The sequence below is a fragment of the Paenibacillus puldeungensis genome (genome assembly GCF_042678945.1).
In the GTDB taxonomy this organism is placed as follows: domain Bacteria; phylum Bacillota; class Bacilli; order Paenibacillales; family Paenibacillaceae; genus Fontibacillus; species Fontibacillus puldeungensis.
The window spans coordinates 161,469-182,888 of the sequence record NZ_JBHTLM010000009.1 but is presented as its reverse complement, the minus strand read 5'-3'; the positions used below and the strand labels follow the sequence as shown (position 1 = coordinate 182,888).

Below are 21,420 nucleotides of genomic sequence, written 5' to 3'. Positions count from 1 at the left end.
AAAAAAATCAAAATCGCTGCAAAATGCGCTTAAGCATATTCTCTAGCTTCTCTTGTTCCTCCAGATCCAGCCCTTCATAAATGATTTCATTCAGCCTATTTGAGACTTGGTGGAATAAGGGCCCGATGCTCTCCCCCTTCTCGGTCAGTCTGATCAAGGTGACCCGTTTGTCTTTGTCATCCTTCTTTCTTTCTACATAACCAAGCCGAACTAGTTTATTAACTAGAACGGTAACCGTAGGTTGAGAACGGTTGATTTTCTCGGCTAAAACGCTGATGGGCATCCCGTAAGAATGGTACAGCAAAGAAAGGATATCCCCGTGCGAAGGAGCGATATCCGCAACCCCGTTCTTTTCCAGTTCGGTGACGATCATTTTATTTACAGCATCTCGTATTTTACTAATCATGGAAGCAGCATTATGTTCTATCATACCCCCATATTAATGATTCTCCTTTCTAAGATCAAGATAGAAACCTATCCGGCGTACTTTACACCCCGATTTTTATCTGTTATATTACATGTATAACAGTTAGAACAATTAGGAGGTGACGCCGCTGTGATCATTGAGCTGGATATGCAATCTGATGTCCCTATTTACACGCAGTTGGTTCATCAGATCATCGAAGGAATTGCGAGCGGGCGTCTGAAACCGGGAGAGCCCTTGCCCTCGGTTCGCAATCTGGCCTCCGATATTGGAGTTAACCTTCACACCGTGAATAAAGCCTACACCTTGCTAAAACAGGATGGCTACATTCAAGTGCATCGCCAGAAAGGCGTAGTTGTTCATCCCGAAGGAATGCCTCCAGTTACAGAGGATTTCCTGAATAAGCAGCTTGAGGAGCTAAGACCGATCGTCGCCGAAGCCATCTGCCGCGGAATGACCAAGGATGATCTGCTGAAGACGGTTGAACATATCTACCTGAAGATAACGCAAACCCGAAAGGAGTAAGACCGTATGCAACTGCTGTCAGCATTGATTGCTATTTTAATGTTTTTGCCGCTGCTGGCTGTCCTATCTTTTATGCCGTTTTTGACGAGGGAAACGGTTAGTTTTGGAGTATCTGTGAGTGCAGCACAGTATCACAGCGAGCTGCTGCGGCGGATGCGCAAGCAGTACGCTGCTATTAGTAGTGCCATTTATGCGGTCCTGCTTCTGACTTGCAGCATCGGTCTGCTGGGCCTGGACGGAAACGGGCAAAACGTAGTAATGAGCCTCTTTATCGGAGCTGCCATTGCGATTTCCATTACGATGAACCTAATTTATTATTTCCGAATGAGAAAGCTTCGCCCAACCCTGTCCTTAGACCCGGTGCAAAAATCGATTTTGGCGGTGGACACCGGGTTTCACCGGCAAAAGCTCACATGGTCGAACGGATGGTTTCTTATTCATGTCGCAATTATAGCGATCAGTGCAGTCTTCGTGCTGGCTAACTACAACCGGATACCTGATCAGGTCGCTATGCGGTTCGATTTTGATGGAAATGTCCTAAGTAGTGCCGCCAAATCCTATCGCACCGTCCTGTTTCCAAACATCATGCAGGCCATTATGACCGCGATATTTTTTCTGGTCAATTGGAGCATCCAAAAGAGCAAGCAGCAGCTCCAGGCAGGCAATCCAGAGCAGTCCGCTTTGCAAAATGCCGCATTTCGCCGCAGATGGTCAGCATTCACCGTGCTGTCAGGGCTAGCTATGGTTCTCATGTTTTCATTCACTCAATTAAACATGCTGAACCCTCAAAATACGCAAATTGTAATGCTCCTTAGTATTTTGATGCCCCTCTTTATCGTTCTGTCCGCGTTCATTCTTTCCTTCGTGACGGGCCAAGGAGGCAGCCGGATCAAACTTTCGGAGCATTCTGACGCAGGCTCCCATGCAGCTCCGCCGAACGATGATCGTTACTGGAAGCTTGGAGCGATCTACTTTAATCCACAGGACCCTTCGATCTTTGTGGAGAAAAGAATGGGGATCGGCTGGACGCTTAACTTTGCCCGCCCGGCCGGGTGGATCATCCTGATTGGTATCTTGGCAGTTATTCTTCTTGCCTCATTTTTGCCTTTCATTTAGTCAGATGTCTAATTAAGGAGGAATTTATATGTCCAAATCCAAATCATCAAAATGGCTACAATCTGCCGCAGCGGTTACTCTGGCTGCCAGCCTCGCTTTACCGACAGCGTCCGTGTCTGCAGCCGAGCCGGCTAAAACCTCTGGCCTTCCCATTCGGGAAGCTGCCGCCAAGCTGGGGGCGGAAGTACATTGGAATCAGAGCAAAGGCACGATTACGCTCAAGAAAGGAGATCATGTGCTCGTACTTAACCTTGGAGCAACGAATGCCGTATTAGACGGCAAAACCGTATCTCTGAGTGAGCCAGTACGGATTACTGAAGGACGCGCAATTGTCGATCCCGCACTCATCTCGAAATGGCTAACGGATGTAGTGAAACCGGATACGGCGGATTTGTTCCTGAAGGAGATTCAATCCGGAAATGGGGACAAAGCAGCGAAGTACGTTAGCGAATCTTCCGCTTTTGCCCTTCCTGCGCCAATGCTTGGTAAGCTGTGGAAAAACAATGCCGCCTTGTTTGGCAAAACCGAGCAGCAGCCGGCCAAGCAAGAAAGTGTAAACAGCGTTTACCGGAATGTGACCTACACGTTCAACACTGACAAAATACCGTTCACCCTCACGGTACGGCTGAACTCCGCCGGGAAGGTAGACGACTTATACCTGGCTGTCGCGACGGCTTCAACGTATCAAAAGCCGGCTTATGACAACGCTGCGGCATACACTGAACGGGAAGTGACTATAGGCAGCGGGGCCTTCGCCCTACCGGGCACATTAACGCTTCCAGCCGGTAAGGGACCGTTCCCAGCCGTAGTCCTTGTGCATGGCTCTGGCACCAATGACCGCGATGAGTCCATCGGCGGCGCCAAGCCTTTCCGCGACCTTGCTGTGGGTCTTGCCGCACAAGGCATCGCCGTACTTCGTTACGACAAGGTGACTTATGAGCATTCATTCAAGGTAGCCTCAGACGATAAATTTACGCTCAAACGGGAAACCGTCGATGACGCGCTGACGGCCGTAGAATTGCTGAAGAAGACGGAAGGCATCGAGGCTACCCAAATTTTCGTAGCTGGACACAGTCAAGGTGGATTTGCGATGCCTCTCATCATCGCAAACGATCAGAACAAATCGATCGCCGGAACCATTCTTTTGTCCGGACCTAGCGGCAAATTTGCTGATGTATTGGCCGAACAGCAAAAAGAAATCGTGAATCGCGTCAAAAAATTAGGGATGGACGCTACGCCATATGAGCAGCAAGCAGCGCAATACATTGCAATCGCCAATATCATCAACGATCCGAAGTACACAGTGGACAATATGCCGAACAATTTCCCGCTTCCGCCTGCATACTGGTGGTTTGAACAGAAGAACTATGTTCCCTCCGAGCTTGTCAAGAAGCAAAGCGGACCGATGCTTGTTCTGCAAGGGGAAAACGATTGGCAAGTGCTTATGAGCCAGTTCGAGGGCTGGAAAGCGGCCTTGAAGGACCGCAAGGATGTCGAGTTTAAATCTTATCCGAAAGTCAACCATCTGCTTGCGGAATATGACGGCGTTTCGATCGGAGCGGAATACGCTCAGCCTTCCAACGTTTCCAAAACCATTGTCGATGATATCGCCAGTTGGGTTAAGAAGACTGCTAAAAAATAAACCTAATATGATTGGCAGCTAAAAAGGCAGCCACCTAAGCGACTGAATCATACGCTTAGGCTGGCTGCCTTTTAATGTATTATGTTGTTGAACGCGTGGTAACTTGCCACTCACATAGCCATTCGTCTTGGGACTCGCCAACGTCAATAGAGTGGTTGGCTAGTTGTATTTTGTACATTTAAATTCCCCCTCACCTCAGGTTCGGGAAGAAATAGATGTAAAACATACATCTAAAGAGCTCATTAAGCTGAACATTACGAATTTCACTGCGTTTAAATGTACATTTTACAACTAATGCCCTTGGATCAGTGAATTCGGGCAAAATAGTTGTACTATATACATTTAGCAGGTGCACCCAAAAATTAATGAGTATAAAGTTAGGCCCTGATCGCTTGAACATGGGCAATGCATAGACTTCACAAAGTGGCATAAATTTGAGATAACTCAGGTGATGCCAGGCTATACGTACCTTGCCTACACTGTATTGCTTACGCTAATTTAGCATTACGCCTGCATCATCATACCCATTTCGCGGGCCGCTTCAATCAGATGTGGCCCAAATTCCTCCAGCTTCTGCGGCGTCAGCCGGCTGACAGGCCCCGACACAGACAAGGCTGCGGCAATTTTGCCGGTCCGGTCGAAGATCGGCGCGGAGACGGCGGACGCCCCCGGCTCCCGCTCCTCATAGCTGGTAGCAAATCCGTCCCTACGGATTTGCTCCAGTTGGGCCACATAAGCCGCCTTGTCAATCGCCGGCGGCCAATCCGGGCTGTCCAGCACCGCCCTCAGCACCGTCTCGTCCGAGTACGCGACGAGCACCTTGCTGGACGCGCCCACAAACAGCGGCAGCCGCGCACCGACCGGCGCGACCCGCCGAATCGCCTGATTGCTCTGCACCGCTTGGATGCGCAGCCGATCGGTGCCGTCCCGCAAATACAAGCTGACCGTCTCGCCAAGTCGGTCACGCAGGCGCTCCATCGGCGGCAGCAGCAGTACAGCCGGATCATCGTTATGAGACAAGTGAGCGGACAACTCCCAGATTTTTAAGCCTAGGCGATATTTTTCCGTAGACGGATTGCGAATGATGAACCCTCGCTCTTCAAGGGTCGTTAATAATCGGTGTACTGTACTTTTATGCAGACCGATCTCGGCGGCAATTTCCGTTAGACTTAAATCGCTCCCCTTGGTAAAGCATATTAATATGTCAAGCGCCCTTTCAACAGCGCGTACCGTTAACTTTCGGTCTTCCATCTGGTATCCTCTCCCTGCTTTGTTTCACTATATGAAACACAGTTACATAAATTATATGAAAGTCACCGCTTCTCGTCAATGAAATCCAAGCTAGCAGGAATAACACAACCTTTATCTCTGTCCAGCGTATCGGTTAATCAGGCAACTTCCCCCGTTTTCCATTGACTTTACTGAAGTGCCGCCGTACGATAACCTTAGGAGATTCGTCCTATTTCGACAATTTTCTAGGTGCTACACATTTTTATACTACACGTAAACGCTACCACTCTTTAGGCATATTATGCATTAGTGGCACTATGAACTTTATATCAGGAGGGGATAGGTATGAGCCAAGCAGGCCGGAGTGACCTTCCCTTGCCTTCGGCATTTCACAATAGCGATATTCCCGCAACCGCAAGCCGACGTATCAGCCTCAAGCATATCGTCGTTGCCCTGCTCTTATCCGTGCTGTTTTTCCTGCTATTTTGCTTCATATCGCTGCACGGGTATATCGCATGGGTGCTGTCCAATCCGACGGTCGCGCCGCTTTATTCCAATCCTAAGCTGTCCAAAAATCTGGACTACGAAAACATCGTTTTCCCCGCGGCGGACGGAAGCCGAATGATGCAAGGATGGTACATTCCTGCAGAAAAATCCGATAAAACGATCGTTTTTAGCCATGGCTATGGGGCAAACCGCGAAGAATCGTGGATACCGATGTATGACCTCGCCAACTTTGCTCATCAACTGAATTTTAACGTGATCATGTTCGACTACGGCTTTGCCGCCCAGAACAGCAAAGAAGTCGCTACCGGAGGTAAAAAAGAGGCCCAGCAGCTGCTCGGGGCAATCCAGGTTGCCAAGCAGCGCGGCGCTCAGGAAATCGTTGTCTGGGGCTTCTCTATGGGAGCCGGGACGGCGCTGCAGGCTGGACTGGGCAACAAGGATATCGATGGAATGATACTTGATAGCACCTTCTTGTTAGAGCCGGATACGATGTACCATAACATTCGCCAGCATATCGATCTTCCACGGCATCCGTCGTTAGAAATTATCGGATTGCTGCTTCCGGTTTTGAACGGAACGAGTTTGCGGCAAATTCCTTACGGAGAAGTAAAATCGATGGATTATCCGTTTCCAACGCTATTTATTCATGGTACGAAGGACGACAAAGCTCCTTACCCGATTGCCGAAAAACTTGCTGCCAACCAGACGAATGAGTACTCCGGTGTGTGGATCGTAAAAGGATCGCACCATGAATTGATATTCCGGGAGCATCCGAAGGAATATTTAAGAAAAGTATCTTTGTTCCTTAGCCACATCAAAGCTTCAGGAAACGACCACAGTAAGAAAGCAGGGTCCGAATCGAAATAGCATAGGCCAAACCTCTCTTGGAATAGGCTTGTAGTAATGACTATAAAACCAAGGGAGGTTAACCGATGCTGTTCGTTTACGGGCCTTATTTGCCTGTGCGCATTTTGGAGGAAATTCGCTTCTGGAAGCAGCAGGAGGCGGAGCATACCGATGTCATCAAGGCGATTGTGCCTAATTTGGAGAGAAATTTCGTGAAGCTGCTGGACGAATGGAAGGTGGTTTTTACCCGAACAGAGGAAGCGGCCGATCGCCTGCTGCAGTACGGCTTGTCCTCGAAGAAGGCTGCTTCAAGCCCGCAGCTTATACAGCAAACCGAACGGCTGCTGGCTGCCGCATGTCAACAATCCCGCGAGTTTATCCGGCAGCTGTACTTCATTCTTGAACACAGCACGGCGGTCAAGTCGATTCCGCTGGCCAAGGTCGTGCTGCTCCACATTATCCGGGAATCCGAATATTTTCTTGGCGTACTTGAAACGTTAAACCGTCCAGGAAGCATCGAAGGCAGTATGGGGGCACCCGGGGGGTATGATCCCTACCGCCTGTCACCGGAGCAGCAGCCTAACGGCGATGCAATAAATTTTCAGTCGGAACCGCCGTTCCAGCCTCAGTCCTTTGGGGCTCAGCCATACTCGCAAACAGTACCGGGCCAGGGTTCCGCCGAAACCGGGGAATCTTTCACAGAGGAAACTGCCAGACAGGAATATGAAGCACAACCGGAAGCCGCCGTTCGGATTCCCACCAAGCCCGTCCCCATCGGCGGTCACACACTCCCCCCTTTGCCTTACCCTTACAACGCCCTTGAGCCTTACATTGACGAGCAGACCATGCGCATTCACCATCAGAAGCACCATAAATCCTATGTCGACAATTTGAACAAAGCGGAGAAAATGCTGCAGGAGGCACGGAAGTCCGGCAACTTCGAGCTGGTGAAGCATTGGGAGCGCGAGCTTGCCTTCAACGGAGCAGGGCACTATCTCCATACGATATTCTGGGATGTGATGAATCCGAAGGGAGGCGGCAAGCCACAGGGCGAACTGCTGGAACAAATCAAACGGGATTTCGGAAGCTACGAAGCGTTTCATCGCCAGTTTTCCCAAGCCGCTGAAAAAGTAGAAGGCGGCGGTTGGGCCATCCTCGTCTGGAGCCCGCGCAGCCACCGACTGGAAATTCTTACGGCGGAGAAGCACCAGAACCTTTCGCAGTGGGATGTCGTGCCGCTACTACCGCTCGACGTTTGGGAGCATGCCTACTATTTGAAGCATCAAAACGAGCGGGATAAATACATCGCCGATTGGTGGAATGTCGTGTATTGGCCAGCGGTAGCGGAACGTTATCAGGAGGCGAGAAAATTGAAGTGGCAGCCGTATTAAACGGCTGTTTTTTGCTTTCACTTAAAACTAAGACAAGGACCTAGCCTGCAGCTAGGTCCTTGTCTTAGCCCATACGTTTGAGCATGGGGAAGGAAGTTCGGTATGGGGTTCCAACCACGTTGAACTTCGTGTTATTGGAATTTGTGTTTCCTCTTCTGTTCTACTACAGAGGGAATTACTGATAACATCTACATTTAAATGTAATTCGTGCAGCTAATTCCGGGAAAATTCTGGATTTTCAGATTTTAGCTGCATTTCATACATCTAAAACGAGCCAATTTGGCTTGGTAAGGTTATTTTGCTTATTTTAGCTGCACTTTCTGCATCTAAATGCTTAAAGCTCCAGGCAAGTCAATGTTTAACTGCACAAAATGCATTTAATCAGCTCTACGACTTCAGGAATTACTGGCGGTACCCCATTTTTCACTCGTTGATCTATACATTTGGTAAATTTACTAGGTAAAAAAACAAATGATGCCTACTGCTTAATTAAAGATAAAAACTCCGCTCTGGATGCAGCATCCGTTCGGAAGCTGCCTCGAACCGCAGACGTAACCGTTTTGCTTCCCGGCTTCTTCACTCCACGGGCGCACATGCATAGATGCTCGCCTTCCACAACAACCATCACACCTTGAGGCTTCAGCACTTCTTCCATAATATCGGCAATCTGCGAAGTGATGCGTTCCTGAACCTGCAAGCGGCGGGTTACCGCCTCTACCAGACGAGCCAATTTGCTAAGCCCGGCGATTCTACCACTCGGGATGTACCCAATGTGCACCTTACCGAAGAAAGGCGCCATATGATGTTCGCATTGACTGTAATAAACGATATCTTTTACAATGACCAGCTCTTCGTGATTTTCCTCAAATGTAACGCCGAGAACATCGCGAGGGTCCACATCATACCCTGCGAAAATTTCCTCATACATTCGTGTAACCCGGGCCGGAGTCTCCAGCAAGCCCTCTCGTTCTACATCTTCCCCGATTAATTTCAAAATCTCACGAACATGATACTCAATTTGTTCCCGATGATCGCCTACTTGTTTATTTACGTAATCTTTAAGCCCTGCCATCTTAAAGCGCCTCCTCCTTTCAAAAAGCATGGTAAGTCATAAGGACGTTGCGGTTTTGACGCAGTTGTTCTTTGCGACCACACTTTTACAGCTCTAATTTAGAGCCCATACATTATTTTTTCTTCTTCGGCCGTCCTGTTGCACCAGGGATCTGGCTTTGGTTCTTCATCATTTGCTGAGCGCGCTGCATCTGCTTGTTGTTTAAATTGTAGCCCATTTGTTTGGCCATCTTTTGCAGCATTTCTGGATCACTCTGCATCTTTGTAAGCTGTCTGCGCAAATAAAACACGCCGATCGCAAAACCGCCGACCAACCCGACGATTAGTGTAATAATTGGAATTACAATATCCATGATTCAGCCACCCCTGCGTTAATGTCCGTGCTGCCGCCACCGGTTTGTCCACGGCGAGCGCACTCACATATAATAGCATTACACCACACTACGATTCAAGCAAGAACAGCTTCGATAAACAACGTTGTTTCGGTAGCCAGATCGACCTCGGTTACATCCAATTCATCACCGGTACCCCGTATAATCCGAATGACGGGGCGTCCAGGAAGCCCACGGTGCTGACTGACGACGACGCCGGTTTCCTTGGTAGACAGTCTGACCGCAGTACCGTTCGGGTAAACAGAAACAATACGCGTAAACTCGACAAGCACATCGTGATCCAGCTCCCGTTCCGAGCAGGCCATCAAACGCTCGCACGCTTCATGCGGAAGCAAGGGGCGCCTGCGAACGCCTCCCCCGCCGATCAGGTTATCATACATATTCGCTACAGCTACGATTTTAGGAAATAGATGGATCTCATCCTTGTCGATGCCGCGGGGAATTCCCCTTCCATCCAATTGCTCATGATGCTGAAGTGCCGTATGGGCGATCAGCAGGTTAAACTCGCGCTTATGCCTAAGTATTTCGTAGCCTCGCCATGTATGATGATTTTTCAAATCACTTTGCAGAGCCCCTTCCGGCAGAGGAATCGTTTTACCGATATCATGTAAAAGCGCACCAATCGCCAAATCTTTGAGCTGCGTATAGTTCAGCCCCATGTTAACCCCGATCATAGATGATATAAGACAGACGTTCAGCGCATGCATATAAGCTGCATTATCCTCGGTTCTGATATCGGTAAGCTGTATAAGCACTTCTTTATTATTCAGCACATCGTTTAACAAAGTATCTATGCTTCCGGTGATTTTTTTGGTGCTCCATTCCTTGCCGGACCGGGTAGCTTCGAGGGTCTCGTTCATTTCCCGGAATACAGCCTTTTTCGTTGCCTCGCTCAGTACATCTTCTATCTCTACATCATCAAAGTCAGGATCTTTGATGTATAGCATCGTGACACCGATCCGTTTCAGGGTATTGATCATGAAGACGGTAAGCTGAATCCCAGCTGATAGCAGTACCGTGCCGGTCGCCGAGTATACCGTTTTCCCCAAATACTGCCCCGGTTCGATATCCTCAATACTGATGAATCGCATGATTTACCCCCTTGACGGGTTGCCCCATCATCTCTCACCATTTCAGCCTAATCAGGAATCCCCATTCGCGGGTAATACCCGCATTCTCTGTTCAGCTGTACGCAATCTCATCAGCACTTCCTCATCCTTCTCCTCGGAAAGGGCATGACTGACCGCTTCTATGGCTGCTTCTCCCCCAATAAGGCTTAAGGCCCATGCAGCAGTGCCTCTAAGCTCAGGTCTTGGGTCATAAAACAGTATATCTATTAATTTCGGCATAGAAGCGGCGTCTTTGAAGTTCCCGAGCGCAATCACTGCATTTCGTTGAATCGGTTTTTTACCCCGCCATGCGGCTGCACTATGACCAAAGCGCTCCTTGAACTCCCGGTTGCTAAGATCAAGAATTGGTAAAAGAAGCGGCTTAACCGTCTCCGGATCAGGTCTAAGCTCCTCACGATGACTCCACGATTTCCCTTTGTTTTTGGGACAAACCACCTGACAGGTATCACAGCCGTATAATCGGTTGCCCATTTTAACCATTAGCTCTTCATCGATAAAACCTTTCGTTTGCGTTAGAAAGGAAATGCATCGCTGGGCATTTAATTCCCCAGGCCCTACAAGCGCACCCGTCGGGCAGGCGTCGATGCATTTCGTACATTCCCCGCAGTCCTCCGTAACAGGCACATCGGGCGGAAAAGGGATGTTCGTAATCAACTCTCCAAGATAAATCCAAGATCCCCATTTTGGTGAAATCACCGCGCAATTTTTCCCTTTAAAGCCAATCCCCGCCCGGTCCGCTACCGCCCGGTCCACCAGGGCTCCGGTATCGACCATACTTTCGATTCTCGCCTCCGGTACACGATCCAGAATAAATTGCTCAAGCTTCTTCATCGCCTCACGGAGCACCTCATGGTAGTCGCGACCCCAAGCGGATCTGGATAAAATGCCACGGCGCTGTCCGGGTTCCGATTTCGGCGGGTTTTCCATTTTAGATGGATAAGCAACGACGATCGAAATGAGCGAAGCCGGCTCTGATAACGACAACTCCGGATAAACACGCTTGTCCAGATCCGGCTCCTCGAATCCGGATTCATACCCTTTGCTGCGACGGTCCAGTAAAACCTCTTTTAAAGAAAGAAACGGATCTGCGGAAGCAAACCCGATATCGTCAATTCCTATGGAGGACGCAGCATCCTTGATGTCTTGCTTTAGCTCCGCCCACTTTTTTAATCCTTCACGGAAGGATATGTTGCCGGAATTTGTATCGTTCACAGACATCCCTCCCTGCCTGAATATTATTTCGATTTTAAAGAGAGAGCCGCTTAATCGCTTCTCTTGCGAGCAAATCGCAATGATTGTTTAACTCGTTGTCACTATGTCCCTTAACCTTGACGTATTCCACCTTATGGATTCCCATCAACCGCCACAGTTCCTGCCACAAATCACGGTTTTCTACGGGCTGATTCTTACTGTTCTTCCAACCGTTCTTGAGCCATCCACGAATCCATCCCTGCTGAAAACAGTTCACGACATAGGCCGAATCGCTGTACACCTTTACGTTGCAGGGCTCTTTGAGTTGGCTCAGCGCCGAAATGACTGCCTGAATCTCCATACGGTTGTTGGTCGTCATTTTCTCTCCGCCGGATAGTTCCTTGCGATGCCCGTTAAACATTAATACTGCTCCCCATCCCCCAGGTCCCGGGTTACCGGAGCAGGCGCCATCCGTATATATCGTTATTTCCTTCACAATCGATCCTCCCAATTATAAACCACGAATTTTGCTGATCGGCCAGAACACGAAGTCAGCCCGTCCGACAATGTCCTCTTCCTGCACGCTCCCAAAAAAGCGACTATCCTTGCTGCGTCCGGCGTGACGATTATCACCCATCACGTAATACTCTTTCTCCCCAAGCTTGACCGCAGGTACATCGTCCCCTTCGATCTTCACATCGGTATAAGGCTCGTCCTGCAGCTTTCCATTAACAAATAGTGTATGCTTTCGCACCTCCACTGTGTCTCCGGGCACACCAACTACACGTTTTACGAGAAATGATTTTTTATCGGTACCGATAGAAGGGTCTTTCAGAACGACGACATCTCCTCTCTTCGGATGTCCGAGGTTGTACACCAATTTATCTACGAAAAGTCGCTCATAGCCTTCCAGCGTTGGCATCATCGATTGCCCCTTAACCATGGACAAATTGAAGACGAACATATTGAGCAGCAGCATGATTACAAAAGCGATCACCACGGTTTTCAAGATATCCCGAAGCTCTGAAACGAGTCGATTTGAAGAAGCCTTCATCCGCCGTCTGTTCTTTCCTTCGCCGTGATCCTCAGGGGTTTCCTCCCCTTTTGAATGTATTATCGGTTCCATGTTGCACCTCGCAACCCACTATTCGTTAAAATTTTAGCAAATATAACTCTCTGATAATAGAAAAGCATATCCCGCACCCATTTGCAACGGGTGGAAGATATGCTCGAGGTTACCTTTATTCTCTATAGGATTATCTGATTAATTCGACCCGGACAAGGTGCGTGCAGCGGCGATGCCAAGCTTTTGAAACGCTTCTAAAAACTTGCTTGCTCCGTAACCCATCGCTTCATATAGCGGCATAATCGCTTTGTTATGTTCATCACCAGCGACCATAATCCGGCGAACATTACGTTGTTGGAACCGCTGTTCCAAGGCCTTAACGAGACCCTTACCTACCCCGCGGCGGCGGTATTCTGGATGAACGACCATCCGGTAAATACATCCGGTATTTTGATCGATCGTTCCGATCAGAACTCCTTTTATCTCGTCCTCAACTTCCGCAACCATAATCAGTTCCGAATCCCAGGACAGTTGTCTGGCAAACGCGCATTTTGTGTCTTCGTAGCAATCTTCCGACAAGGCTACCTGCAAAAGCTCCATCACTTGATTAACGTCGCTCAACTGAAAGGAACGAATAAGCATGCTATGATCTCCCTTTTCTTTACGCAAGATAAAATCATGTAAAAGGCACGGTCGCATTTTTACATCAACCGAATAAATAAAACCAGACAAAAAACGCGAAAAAACTACTTCCTTGTCCATTAAACCATATATATCTCCAGAATACATCAATTTTCTTCTGAAAGCGCTTTATATTAAGCGTTTACATTTAGAAAACTTCTTAAAGAATTCTAAAAGTCCGCAAAACAAGCGAATTTATTATAACACAATCCCAAAAATAGGATTGTTTCACGTTTGTAAATAAAATCTTAGATTTTACGAAATGTTTACATTTCAATGATTTCAGCGCAATTTTGATTCCATAGGCTCCCTAATGGTTTATATGAGAAGTGAGTACTAAAATTTATCGGGAGGTTTAATTATCATGGAACACGAATTAGCGCCACTACCTTATCCTGCAAATGCCCTCGAGCCTTACATTGATGAACAAACGATGACGATCCACCATGATCGCCACCATAACACTTATTTTACTAACTTGAAAGCCGCACTGGAGCAAGCTCCGGAGCTGCAAAATAAAACCGCAGAAGAGTTAATTACCCACTTGGACAGTATTCCGGAAAAAATTCGGACAGCCATTCGCAATAACGGTGGTGGACATGCTAACCACAGCCTGTTCTGGAAGGTAATCGGACCTAAAAGCGGCGGTGCCCCAATCGGTGCGGTTGCAGCAGCCATCGACAAAGATTTGGGCGGATTCGACAAACTCAAGGAAGCTTTCACCAAAGCGGCTACCACTCGTTTTGGCAGCGGCTGGGCTTGGCTTGTGGTCGGAAAGGATGGCAAATTAGCCGTAACCAGTACAGCCAATCAGGACAGCCCGCTTTCGGAGGGGCTAACGCCGCTCCTATGCATCGACGTATGGGAACACGCCTATTATTTGAAATATCAAAATAAACGCGCTGATTATATCGCAGCATTCTGGCATATCGTCAACTGGAACGAAGTGAATCGCCGCTATGAAACAGCGGTGAAATAACGATTGCGCGTGCGCTGGATGGCCTGGCAATGAGCGGGAAATACTATGGTACACCGTTTAGTAAGGAGGAATTCCATGCCTGGAAACAAATCGCACAAGCTAACGAATGATCCGCAGGAAATGCTGCAGGCAAAACATGGGGAAGATGCGCATAAAGCGCAGTTCACCAATTTTGCCCATCAAATTAGCGGAAACGCCCCGATTGACAAAGGACAGGTGTCCGGTGAGCAGCACCGGGAACCGGATACGCAAAACCATATGAAGACGACGGAAAATCGGATCATGGAATAAAGCAAAGAGGCCGCCCTTAAGGGTACGGCCTCTTGTTTTGCTTTACATCAGGAAATGGTCAGCATGATTTCCGTTAATTCGCCGGCGTATATTTGATCCAATCGTAGTAAGCCCGAACCGGCGATCCCGGATAAACGAATTTCCCCGTCCAATACTTGGCAGCGTCGTTCGCTCCGGCCCAGAAATTTACCATAATACTTCCCGGATGGGTGGGCAGCTGCCCCCGGGACCCGTTTTCGGTATGGACCAAATTGCCGTCGACGTACCATTTGATCTCGGTCGGTGACCATTCGAAAGCATAGTCGTGGAAGCCCAGCGAAGCGTCGAAGCCGAGATTTATGACCGTGCTGTGTTCTCCAACGCCGGCCGTATAATAATTAGTCTCCAATTTCGTCGGATCCTTCCCGAGAATTTCGATATCGATCTCGTCATTCTCAGCAATGTCCGGATCCGGATTATGATCATAATAAGTGAATAATGAAGTAACGAGTCCCGTTCCTTTCGCCACCTTCATCCGCGCTTCGATGCGCCCGTAGCCGTAATCCTCCCCGATCGTCGCGTACTCCCCGGAGGCGTACGGCTCGCCGGAGCATTGGCTTGGGCAGCCCGTCTTATCCAGGCGGAGGGCCATGATCCCGTTGTTGAATTCAATGTTGTTCGCCCGCCAGCCTACGCCGAAATCCGGGCCGTTCTCCCAACCGTCCGAGGCATAAAACATTCCCGAATTCAAAGCGTTCAGCGGCTCGAGGAACCCGTTCGCCGCCGATGCCGGAACCGCCGACAGCAAGAGGCAGCAAATCAGGCCCGCGCCCAAGCCGCGGCGTATTTTCCGAAAAAATTCGAGCTTTTTCATATATCATCCCTCCTCAAAGTTTTGTGAGCCAAGCTACAAAGAATGGCATCACTGCAAAACTTACTTCGAAAGCTTATGGATTTCCGCAAAAAATCGCGGGAGATATTGCCTGTTTTGCTCCAGCATTTCCGTCAACATGTCCTCGGCCGCACCGACGGAACTTGTCAGTGGATGATGTGCCAAGGCCAGCAGCGCCAATCCCCGGTCGCCAGTGACGGCCGCTTCGATGGCCAGCCGCTCATAGGTTTTGACGGAGCCGATCAGACCTTTGACCGCCTCAGGCACGACGATCACCGGCTGGATCACCGGTCCTTCGCTCGTGACCCGGCAGTTTACTTCGATGCAGGCATCGTCCGGCAAAAAATCAAGTGTACCCCGATTGGCCACGTTTAGCGTCTGGATATCGCCCGAATTATTGTACAGCGAATTCATCAGGTTGACGGCCGCCTCGGAGTAGTAAGCCCCTCCGCGTTGCTCAAGCTGCTTGGGTTTTTCTTTCAGCTCGGGATCCTGGTAAATTTCGAACAGCTCGCTCTCCAGCCGCTGCACTGTCTCGGCCCGGGTTTCCCCGCGAGAAGCCGCCTTCAGCTGTTCATCCAGCATTTCGCGCTGCAGGTAGAAGTATTTCAGGTAATACGAAGGAATGGCTCTCAGCGTCTGCAAGAGGAGGCCGTTCCAGGCGAACTGCGGAACGTTGCGCGCGGAGTATCCTTCCCGGTTGTCCAGCAGCTCCTCCAGTTTGGATTCGCCGTCAATTGTGACCCGGCTGATCCAATGCAGATGATTCAAACCGACAAATTCGCAATAGATGCGTTCCACCGGCACGTTATACAAGGATGAAAGCCATTTGTAAGCGGCGATCGGCGAGTTGCATAGCCCGATGGCGCTGATGCGGGAATGCTTGTTAATCGCTTCCGTTACCATCCCTGCCGGGTTGGTGAAATTAAGCAGCCAGGCATCGGGACACAGCTCCTCCATATCCCGGCAGATGTCCAGCAGGACAGGGATCGTGCGCAAAGCTTTCATCATGCCGCCCGGTCCCGTCGTTTCCTGGCCGATCATGCCGTACTTCAAAGGAATGGCTTCGTCCCGTGCCCTAGCTTCCAATAGGCCTACCCGCATTTGCGTCGTAACGAACGCTGCGCCTTCCAGGGCGGAACGGCGGTCCATCGTCATCTTTAGCTTGATTGGCAAGCCCGATGCCGCGATCATACGCTCGGCAAGCTGCCCAACAATGGTTAGCTTGCGCAAGCCCTCCGAGATATCCACCAGCACGATTTCGGTTACGGGCAGGGTTGCGTAATTTTGAATAAATCCTTCGATCAACTCCGGCGTATACGACGAGCCTCCGCCGATCACCGCGATTTTCAGTTCCTGTTTCATGCTCAGGCCTCCTTTACCGATAACCCCGACTCCAGCCGTTCGTATACAGATTCGCCGACCGGACGGCCGGATTTCTCCATTGCCAGCAGGATCGCGCCGGCTGCCGGCTCTATCGTGAGTAGGCGCAGATGGCATGCGGGAGCTACCGGCTTCACGCTTTCTTCGATATAAGGGGTAACGAATCGGTGATCGGCGCGAGTCAACACGCTGCCGACCAGCACGAGGTCAAAGCGGTCCTCAGCCATATCCAGCTTGCGGATCACGGTCGTGGCCGCCAGCCCGAGCTCTTCCCCCTGCCGCTGCAAGATCCGCCGGGCCGCCTCATCCCGGTCCGCCACCTGAAACAACAGCTTCGTCAGGTGGATCGGAGCCCCTGCGCCGCGGTCCAGATAGTCGTGGAACAGGCGTTCCACGGAAGGGTAACCTAACGTTTGCAGCACTGCCTCGGTAAGGAGAGTCGGCCTCTCCCTTCCCTCCCAGGCCCGGATCACGGTCCGAAATACCTCCACAGCAAGCTCTCCACCGCCGCCGAAGTCGCCGAACATATAGCCGAATCCACCGCATTGCAGCGATTCCCCCAGCCGGTTAACACCGTAGCAGTTCGTGCCGCTGCCGCAGACCAGGACGACTCCGTCCGTCTGCCGCGTGCCCGCCCGCAGTCCGATTTCCGTATCGCAAACAATGCCGTGAGCCGGGAATCCCAGGCCGGCGATCATCGGACGAAGCACGCGAAAATCGGCTTCCCGGTCCGCCCCCGCCAGTCCGAACATGGCATACCTTATCTGCCGGCGGGTCAGGCCAGCTTGCTCCAGCGCTTCGCTTGTAGCCTCAAGGATGCTTCGCCGGGCCAGTTCCTCCTGCACCTGATGGTTTCCGCACCCACCGAGGCCCCGCCCCAAAATTTGCCCATGTTCATCCGTAACAACAGCCAAGGTTTTGCTGCCTCCGCCGTCTACTCCCAAAAAATAGTTCAAAGCGTTCTCTCCTATTTCAGCTTACGCAGGTTTTCCTGCCATCGCTCCGTCTTATATTTCAGCAGTTTGGCATAGCCTGCCTTCTGCGCATCGGCTTCTGCCTGGTCCAGGATGGCATCGACTTCCGCTTCCGATTTCCCGTTCATCACCGCAGTTGCCATCGCCTTGGTGTAAATATCCAGCACGCTTTGCGCCACGATCCCTTCATCGTTGTCTCCCGCCGGGTCAAGGTTCGTGAATTCCGTCGTGTTGTACTGCGTCTTCCACGTGATTTCCGATTGCCATCTCGACTCCCAGTTTTGCTTTTCCGGAGGAAGCGTGGATTCGAATTTCATTTTGGAGTTGTCGACATACACCGTATTGCCGACCCATTGGAAGTTTACCGTGGAGTTCATCAACTCGTCGCGCCCCTTCGTATCCGTGGTGAATTTTTCCGTAAATAGCGGCGCCTCCTCCTCGTCCGTTCCCTCCCAATAAAGCCCTTCCGGGCCCCACATGGTAATCCGTTGCCCTTCCGGCCCGGTCATCCAGTCCAGGAAAGCGAAGATCGCCTCGGGATCCTTAGCGGAGCGGGTGATGACGTTGACGTTCCACCCTTGCTGCTTATAATCTCCGGGAAAAATTTTGTTCTTGTCGAGACCTTCTTTGTGGATCGGCCAGACCATGATGTAACCGGCTTCCGGATCTTCGGCCGACAGCAGCGCGTTGCCGATCGCCCCATATTCCGTCGGGCTGGAAGCCGCGTATACGGCGATTTGCCCGTTCCGCACCTTCTGCTCGACTTGCTCCAGCTTTTGCGTAAACGCGTCCTGCGTCATCAGCCCTTCACGGTACAGCTTGTTGGCGAACCGGATGCCTTCGCGGTAGACGGGATCGGTAAAAATAGACGTGAGCTCGTTCCCGGAAGGCACCGCCATCATCGCATTGAACGTAGCCGGATGGTTTTCTCCAAACGCCGTCGTCAGGATTTCCACCCCCGCAGCCCCCTGGCCGGCCTCAAACGGCACGATGTCGGGATACTTCTCCTTGACCGTTTTCAGGTAGGCGTACAGATCATCGGTAGTCTCCAGCGGCGGCGTGCCAAGCTCGTTATAAATCTTTTTGTTCACGAGATACCCGGCATTGCCGTTGGGCTGCGTCGTGTACCAGTTCGGGAACTGATACAACTTCCCGTCCGGCGAACGCAGCATGCCTAAGGTCGATTCACCCGCCCATTTTTTCAGGTTCGGATATTTATCCAGGTAGTCATCGAACGGTACGAGCATGCCCGCCGCGCGCAGCTTCTCCACGTCCGCACCACGCTCCAGCCAAATGACATCCGGCAGTTCGCCGGAGACGATCATCGTGCTGAGCTTCTGCTTGGCGTTGCCGCCGGAGCTGATCGGCTCCACGGTAACCTGCTTGTTCTCCTTGATCCACCTTGTCGCCGGGTCCTCCCCCCAATTCGGCATCGTATACCAGTCGTAGTGGCCGTAGAAGGTGAAGGTCAGCGGCTTTATCACCCCCTCCCCGAGCTCCGTTTCTGCCTGCGTCTGCCCTTTGTTCCCCTTGGTGGCTTGCCCGCTGCCGCCGGAACACGCGGTCAAACCGAGCGCAATCGCCAATAGGGCGAACAAAACGAATATCTTGTTTTTTCTCCAATGCACCATGCAGGACCCCCCCTTTTTTTCTCGGAACTAGCCGTCGTGACCCTTTCAAACCCAAGGGCTACTCCTTTAAAGATCCGATCATGACGCCTTTCACAAAATACTTCTGCACGAACGGATACACACATAAAATCGGCACCGTAGCTACCATCATCGTCGCCATGGACAGCGATTTGGTCGTCACCGTCTTCATCCGGTTCAAATGGCTCGCAGCTGTGGAGTCCATCTGGGACATCTGCTCCATCATGATGTTCGAATTCAGAATCTGCTGCAGTTTGGTTTGAATCGGCAGCAGATCAACGTTGGAGATATAAATGCTGGGAGTAAACCAGTCGTTCCAATGGTACACGGCGGTAAACAGGGACAAGGTCGCAAGCACCGGCCCGGAAAGAGGCAGGATGATCCGGAAGAACACCCCCCAATTCGAACAGCCGTCGATGCGGGCGGACTCCTCCAGCCCCGCTGGCATCCCTTTGAAAAAGGTACGGAAAATGATCATGTTCCACACGCTGATCAGTCCGGGAATGACCATCACCCAAAACGTGTCAATCATCCTCAATTCGCGAATCAGCAAGTAGGTGGGAATCAGGCCGCCGCTGAAAAACATCGTGACGATGCAGACAACCATGTAAAATTTCCGCCCCACAAGCCAGCTTTTGGTCATGCCGTAAGCAAAAATGGCCATGGCTAAAATGGACAACAGCGTGCCAACGGCCGTTCTCAGCACGGATACCGCGAACCCGCCCACCAGCCGTTCGTCCCTGAAGACGACGGCATAGTTCTCCAAGGTGAACGCGCGCGGCCAAAAGGTGATGCCGCCGCGCATGGTATCGCTTCCGCTGTTGAAGGAAATGACGGCCGCGTTCCAGAACGGGTAAAATGCGGCGAAACCCAGCACGATCAGCAAGGCGTAAATAACCGTGGAAAGCGTTTTGTCACCCAAAGTCAGCTTCATATGTCTTCCCTCTCTTCAATATACGGAATACGAGAGCTACCATAAGCTGTTTCCGGACCGGCGAGCCGCATAATTGGCGGCGGCGAGCAGCGCTACGCTGAGCACGCCCTTAAACAGTCCGACGGCGGTAGCGTAAGAGTATCTGGTGTTCTGAATCCCCACGCGGTACACGTAGGTATCGATTACGTCCGCCACGTCCCGCAGGACCGGATTGGAACCAAGCAATAAAATGTCTTCGAATCCTGCGTTCAGCAGATTGCCGATGTTCAAAATCATAAACACGATGATGACCGGCATGATCGAAGGCAGGGTGATGAAAAACATTTGCCGCAGTCGGCTTGCGCCGTCCATGGCCGCCGCTTCGTAAAGCTGAGGATCAACGCCGGCGATGGCGGCCAGATAGACAATAGAGGAAAAGCCGATCTCCTTCCAAACCCCTGTCGTCACCAGGATGGTCCAGAAATACTCCGGAATCGATAAAAAATTGATGGGATCGCCGATCAGGTTAAGCTCTTGCAGCGCCAAGTTCAAACTACCGTTGTCGGTGGACAGGAGCGAAGTGACGAACCCGGAGACGATGACCCAAGAAATGAAGTGCGGCAAATAGCTGATCGTTTGGACGGTTCGCTTGAACGTCCGATTTCTTACCTCATTCAGCATCAACGCCAAAAGGATCGGAGCAGGGAACCCCACCGCCAGCTTCAGCAGGCTGATAACCAGTGTGTTTCGGATGATGCTCCAAAATTCGGGGGCCTGGAAAAACATTTCGAAATGCTTGAAGCCAACCCAGGGACTTTTCAGAAAGCCTTGGAAAATGCTGTAGTCCTGGAAAGCCATCAGCACTCCGTACATCGGGATGTAACTGAATACGACGATAAATAACAGCGCCGGCACGACCATCAGCTGAACATCCCACTGTCTGGAAAGCTTTGTGAATAGCTTGGGTTTGGATTCGGATTTGCGACCGAGGTTCTTCACTCCTTTTCGTTCCCTGCGAATGCCTGTTTGCAGCGGCGTTCCCCCCTTTACAGCTCCTACGCGGCCGAATTGTTACGACTGCGTAAGGTTATCTGCCATTTGCCAATTATTTTATAGGCTTATACAGGGAATTTCTCCCGTTAAACGTC

Annotated in this window: 21 protein-coding genes and 1 pseudogene; 7 read left to right on the top strand and 15 right to left on the bottom strand. The window is 50.7% G+C overall.

Translation table 11 applies throughout. The features are described from left to right. Positions 1 to 7: 7 nt before the first annotated feature. On the bottom strand, positions 8 to 430 hold the full coding sequence (locus ACFQ3W_RS14350) for a MarR family winged helix-turn-helix transcriptional regulator (protein ID WP_379319917.1): 423 nt from the start codon (positions 428 to 430) through the stop codon (positions 8 to 10). Positions 431 to 556: 126 nt separating this feature from the next. Here ACFQ3W_RS14350 and ACFQ3W_RS14345 point away from each other — a divergent pair, with 126 nt between their 5' ends. From ACFQ3W_RS14345 to ACFQ3W_RS14335, 3 genes are read left to right on the top strand one after another with little or no spacing between them, the layout of a single operon-like run. Then, on the top strand, positions 557 to 949 hold the full coding sequence (locus ACFQ3W_RS14345; protein ID WP_379319916.1) for a GntR family transcriptional regulator: 393 nt from the start codon (positions 557 to 559) through the stop codon (positions 947 to 949). 6 nt (positions 950 to 955) lie between these two features. Beyond that, positions 956 to 2,065 carry a DUF1648 domain-containing protein gene (locus ACFQ3W_RS14340; RefSeq protein ID WP_379319915.1) on the top strand — a complete coding sequence of 370 codons (1,110 nt, stop codon included), beginning with the start codon at positions 956 to 958 and terminating at the stop codon, positions 2,063 to 2,065. 28 nt (positions 2,066 to 2,093) lie between these two features. After that, positions 2,094 to 3,707 carry an alpha/beta hydrolase family protein gene (locus tag ACFQ3W_RS14335; protein ID WP_379319914.1) on the top strand — a complete coding sequence of 538 codons (1,614 nt, stop codon included), beginning with the start codon at positions 2,094 to 2,096 and terminating at the stop codon, positions 3,705 to 3,707. Between the two features lie 504 nt (positions 3,708 to 4,211). On the opposite strand, the gene ACFQ3W_RS14330 is transcribed toward ACFQ3W_RS14335, so the two are convergent. Then, positions 4,212 to 4,958, bottom strand: a complete 747-nt coding sequence (locus ACFQ3W_RS14330; RefSeq protein ID WP_379319913.1) for an IclR family transcriptional regulator — start codon at positions 4,956 to 4,958, stop codon at positions 4,212 to 4,214. A 324-nt stretch (positions 4,959 to 5,282) separates the two neighbouring features. On the opposite strand from ACFQ3W_RS14330, the gene ACFQ3W_RS14325 reads away from it, so the two are divergent. Beyond that, complete coding sequence (locus tag ACFQ3W_RS14325; RefSeq protein WP_379319912.1) at positions 5,283 to 6,311, top strand: alpha/beta hydrolase; 1,029 nt, start codon at positions 5,283 to 5,285, stop codon at positions 6,309 to 6,311. Positions 6,312 to 6,376: 65 nt separating this feature from the next. Then, entirely contained in the window at positions 6,377 to 7,681 is a 1,305-nt protein-coding gene (locus tag ACFQ3W_RS14320) for a Fe-Mn family superoxide dismutase (RefSeq protein ID WP_379319911.1), read from the top strand. A 478-nt stretch (positions 7,682 to 8,159) separates the two neighbouring features. Here ACFQ3W_RS14320 and folE read toward each other — a convergent pair whose 3' ends face one another. From folE to ACFQ3W_RS14285, 7 genes and pseudogenes are all read right to left on the bottom strand, one after another. Then, on the bottom strand, positions 8,160 to 8,753 hold the full coding sequence (gene folE, locus ACFQ3W_RS14315; RefSeq protein ID WP_379319910.1) for a GTP cyclohydrolase I FolE: 594 nt from the start codon (positions 8,751 to 8,753) through the stop codon (positions 8,160 to 8,162). A gap of 112 nt (positions 8,754 to 8,865) precedes the next feature. Next, positions 8,866 to 9,105 carry a YneF family protein gene (locus tag ACFQ3W_RS14310; RefSeq protein WP_379319909.1) on the bottom strand — a complete coding sequence of 80 codons (240 nt, stop codon included), beginning with the start codon at positions 9,103 to 9,105 and terminating at the stop codon, positions 8,866 to 8,868. A 95-nt stretch (positions 9,106 to 9,200) separates the two neighbouring features. Then, positions 9,201 to 10,235, bottom strand: a complete 1,035-nt coding sequence (locus ACFQ3W_RS14305) for an HD-GYP domain-containing protein (RefSeq protein ID WP_379319908.1) — start codon at positions 10,233 to 10,235, stop codon at positions 9,201 to 9,203. A 161-nt stretch (positions 10,236 to 10,396) separates the two neighbouring features. After that, positions 10,397 to 11,492 (bottom strand): annotated as a pseudogene (gene queG, locus ACFQ3W_RS14300) (tRNA epoxyqueuosine(34) reductase QueG); the annotation flags it as partial. A gap of 28 nt (positions 11,493 to 11,520) precedes the next feature. Further along, positions 11,521 to 11,961: a ribonuclease HI gene (gene rnhA, locus ACFQ3W_RS14295; RefSeq protein WP_379319907.1), complete on the bottom strand. Its 441-nt coding sequence runs from the start codon at positions 11,959 to 11,961 to the stop codon at positions 11,521 to 11,523. A gap of 15 nt (positions 11,962 to 11,976) precedes the next feature. Next, the gene (gene lepB, locus ACFQ3W_RS14290; RefSeq protein ID WP_379319906.1) at positions 11,977 to 12,591 is read right to left on the bottom strand and encodes a signal peptidase I; all 615 of its coding nucleotides are present in this window, start codon (positions 12,589 to 12,591) and stop codon (positions 11,977 to 11,979) included. 138 nt (positions 12,592 to 12,729) lie between these two features. After that, positions 12,730 to 13,173, bottom strand: coding sequence for a GNAT family N-acetyltransferase (locus ACFQ3W_RS14285; protein WP_379319905.1), 444 nt, complete (start codon positions 13,171 to 13,173; stop codon positions 12,730 to 12,732). A 403-nt stretch (positions 13,174 to 13,576) separates the two neighbouring features. Between ACFQ3W_RS14285 and ACFQ3W_RS14280 the strand changes: the two genes are divergently transcribed. Together ACFQ3W_RS14280 and ACFQ3W_RS14275 are read left to right on the top strand one after the other, a co-directional pair. Next, positions 13,577 to 14,191, top strand: coding sequence for a superoxide dismutase (locus tag ACFQ3W_RS14280; protein ID WP_379319904.1), 615 nt, complete (start codon positions 13,577 to 13,579; stop codon positions 14,189 to 14,191). A gap of 75 nt (positions 14,192 to 14,266) precedes the next feature. Beyond that, positions 14,267 to 14,482 (top strand): hypothetical protein, encoded by a 216-nt coding sequence (locus ACFQ3W_RS14275; protein WP_379319903.1) that lies wholly within the window; start codon positions 14,267 to 14,269, stop codon positions 14,480 to 14,482. 73 nt (positions 14,483 to 14,555) lie between these two features. Here the strand turns inward: ACFQ3W_RS14275 and ACFQ3W_RS14270 are convergent, their stop codons facing one another. Genes ACFQ3W_RS14270 through ACFQ3W_RS14245 form a run of 6 tightly spaced genes read right to left on the bottom strand, consistent with a single transcriptional unit; the run spans position 14,556 to position 21,193 of the window. Further along, entirely contained in the window at positions 14,556 to 15,335 is a 780-nt protein-coding gene (locus tag ACFQ3W_RS14270) for a family 16 glycosylhydrolase (protein ID WP_379319902.1), read from the bottom strand. A gap of 60 nt (positions 15,336 to 15,395) precedes the next feature. Next, positions 15,396 to 16,718, bottom strand: a complete 1,323-nt coding sequence (locus ACFQ3W_RS14265; protein WP_379319901.1) for a 6-phospho-beta-glucosidase — start codon at positions 16,716 to 16,718, stop codon at positions 15,396 to 15,398. 2 nt (positions 16,719 to 16,720) lie between these two features. After that, complete coding sequence (locus ACFQ3W_RS14260) at positions 16,721 to 17,692, bottom strand: N-acetylglucosamine kinase (RefSeq protein WP_379319900.1); 972 nt, start codon at positions 17,690 to 17,692, stop codon at positions 16,721 to 16,723. An 11-nt stretch (positions 17,693 to 17,703) separates the two neighbouring features. Further along, a complete protein-coding gene (locus tag ACFQ3W_RS14255) occupies positions 17,704 to 19,341 on the bottom strand; it encodes an extracellular solute-binding protein (protein WP_379319899.1) in 1,638 nt (545 codons plus the stop codon). A gap of 58 nt (positions 19,342 to 19,399) precedes the next feature. Then, on the bottom strand, positions 19,400 to 20,293 hold the full coding sequence (locus ACFQ3W_RS14250) for a carbohydrate ABC transporter permease (protein ID WP_379319898.1): 894 nt from the start codon (positions 20,291 to 20,293) through the stop codon (positions 19,400 to 19,402). Positions 20,294 to 20,329: 36 nt separating this feature from the next. Continuing rightward, positions 20,330 to 21,193: an ABC transporter permease gene (locus ACFQ3W_RS14245; protein ID WP_379319947.1), complete on the bottom strand. Its 864-nt coding sequence runs from the start codon at positions 21,191 to 21,193 to the stop codon at positions 20,330 to 20,332. Positions 21,194 to 21,420: the final 227 nt, after the last annotated feature.

What these genes read in the sequence shown, in the direction of transcription:
- ACFQ3W_RS14270 (WP_379319902.1), bottom strand. Translation starts at nt 15,335, where the DNA reads ATGAAAAAGCTCGAATTTTTTCGGAAAATACGCCGCGGCTTGGGCGCG.
- lepB (WP_379319906.1), bottom strand. Translation starts at nt 12,591, where the DNA reads ATGGAACCGATAATACATTCAAAAGGGGAGGAAACCCCTGAGGATCAC.
- ACFQ3W_RS14340 (WP_379319915.1), top strand. Translation starts at nt 956, where the DNA reads ATGCAACTGCTGTCAGCATTGATTGCTATTTTAATGTTTTTGCCGCTG.
- ACFQ3W_RS14245 (WP_379319947.1), bottom strand. Translation starts at nt 21,193, where the DNA reads ATGGTCGTGCCGGCGCTGTTATTTATCGTCGTATTCAGTTACATCCCG.
- ACFQ3W_RS14350 (WP_379319917.1), bottom strand. Translation starts at nt 430, where the DNA reads ATGATAGAACATAATGCTGCTTCCATGATTAGTAAAATACGAGATGCT.
- ACFQ3W_RS14265 (WP_379319901.1), bottom strand. Translation starts at nt 16,718, where the DNA reads ATGAAACAGGAACTGAAAATCGCGGTGATCGGCGGAGGCTCGTCGTAT.
- ACFQ3W_RS14250 (WP_379319898.1), bottom strand. Translation starts at nt 20,293, where the DNA reads ATGAAGCTGACTTTGGGTGACAAAACGCTTTCCACGGTTATTTACGCC.
- ACFQ3W_RS14310 (WP_379319909.1), bottom strand. Translation starts at nt 9,105, where the DNA reads ATGGATATTGTAATTCCAATTATTACACTAATCGTCGGGTTGGTCGGC.
- ACFQ3W_RS14325 (WP_379319912.1), top strand. Translation starts at nt 5,283, where the DNA reads ATGAGCCAAGCAGGCCGGAGTGACCTTCCCTTGCCTTCGGCATTTCAC.
- ACFQ3W_RS14280 (WP_379319904.1), top strand. Translation starts at nt 13,577, where the DNA reads ATGGAACACGAATTAGCGCCACTACCTTATCCTGCAAATGCCCTCGAG.
- folE (WP_379319910.1), bottom strand. Translation starts at nt 8,753, where the DNA reads ATGGCAGGGCTTAAAGATTACGTAAATAAACAAGTAGGCGATCATCGG.
- ACFQ3W_RS14305 (WP_379319908.1), bottom strand. Translation starts at nt 10,235, where the DNA reads ATGCGATTCATCAGTATTGAGGATATCGAACCGGGGCAGTATTTGGGG.
- ACFQ3W_RS14275 (WP_379319903.1), top strand. Translation starts at nt 14,267, where the DNA reads ATGCCTGGAAACAAATCGCACAAGCTAACGAATGATCCGCAGGAAATG.
- ACFQ3W_RS14335 (WP_379319914.1), top strand. Translation starts at nt 2,094, where the DNA reads ATGTCCAAATCCAAATCATCAAAATGGCTACAATCTGCCGCAGCGGTT.
- ACFQ3W_RS14320 (WP_379319911.1), top strand. Translation starts at nt 6,377, where the DNA reads ATGCTGTTCGTTTACGGGCCTTATTTGCCTGTGCGCATTTTGGAGGAA.
- ACFQ3W_RS14285 (WP_379319905.1), bottom strand. Translation starts at nt 13,173, where the DNA reads ATGCTTATTCGTTCCTTTCAGTTGAGCGACGTTAATCAAGTGATGGAG.
- ACFQ3W_RS14330 (WP_379319913.1), bottom strand. Translation starts at nt 4,958, where the DNA reads ATGGAAGACCGAAAGTTAACGGTACGCGCTGTTGAAAGGGCGCTTGAC.
- ACFQ3W_RS14255 (WP_379319899.1), bottom strand. Translation starts at nt 19,341, where the DNA reads ATGGTGCATTGGAGAAAAAACAAGATATTCGTTTTGTTCGCCCTATTG.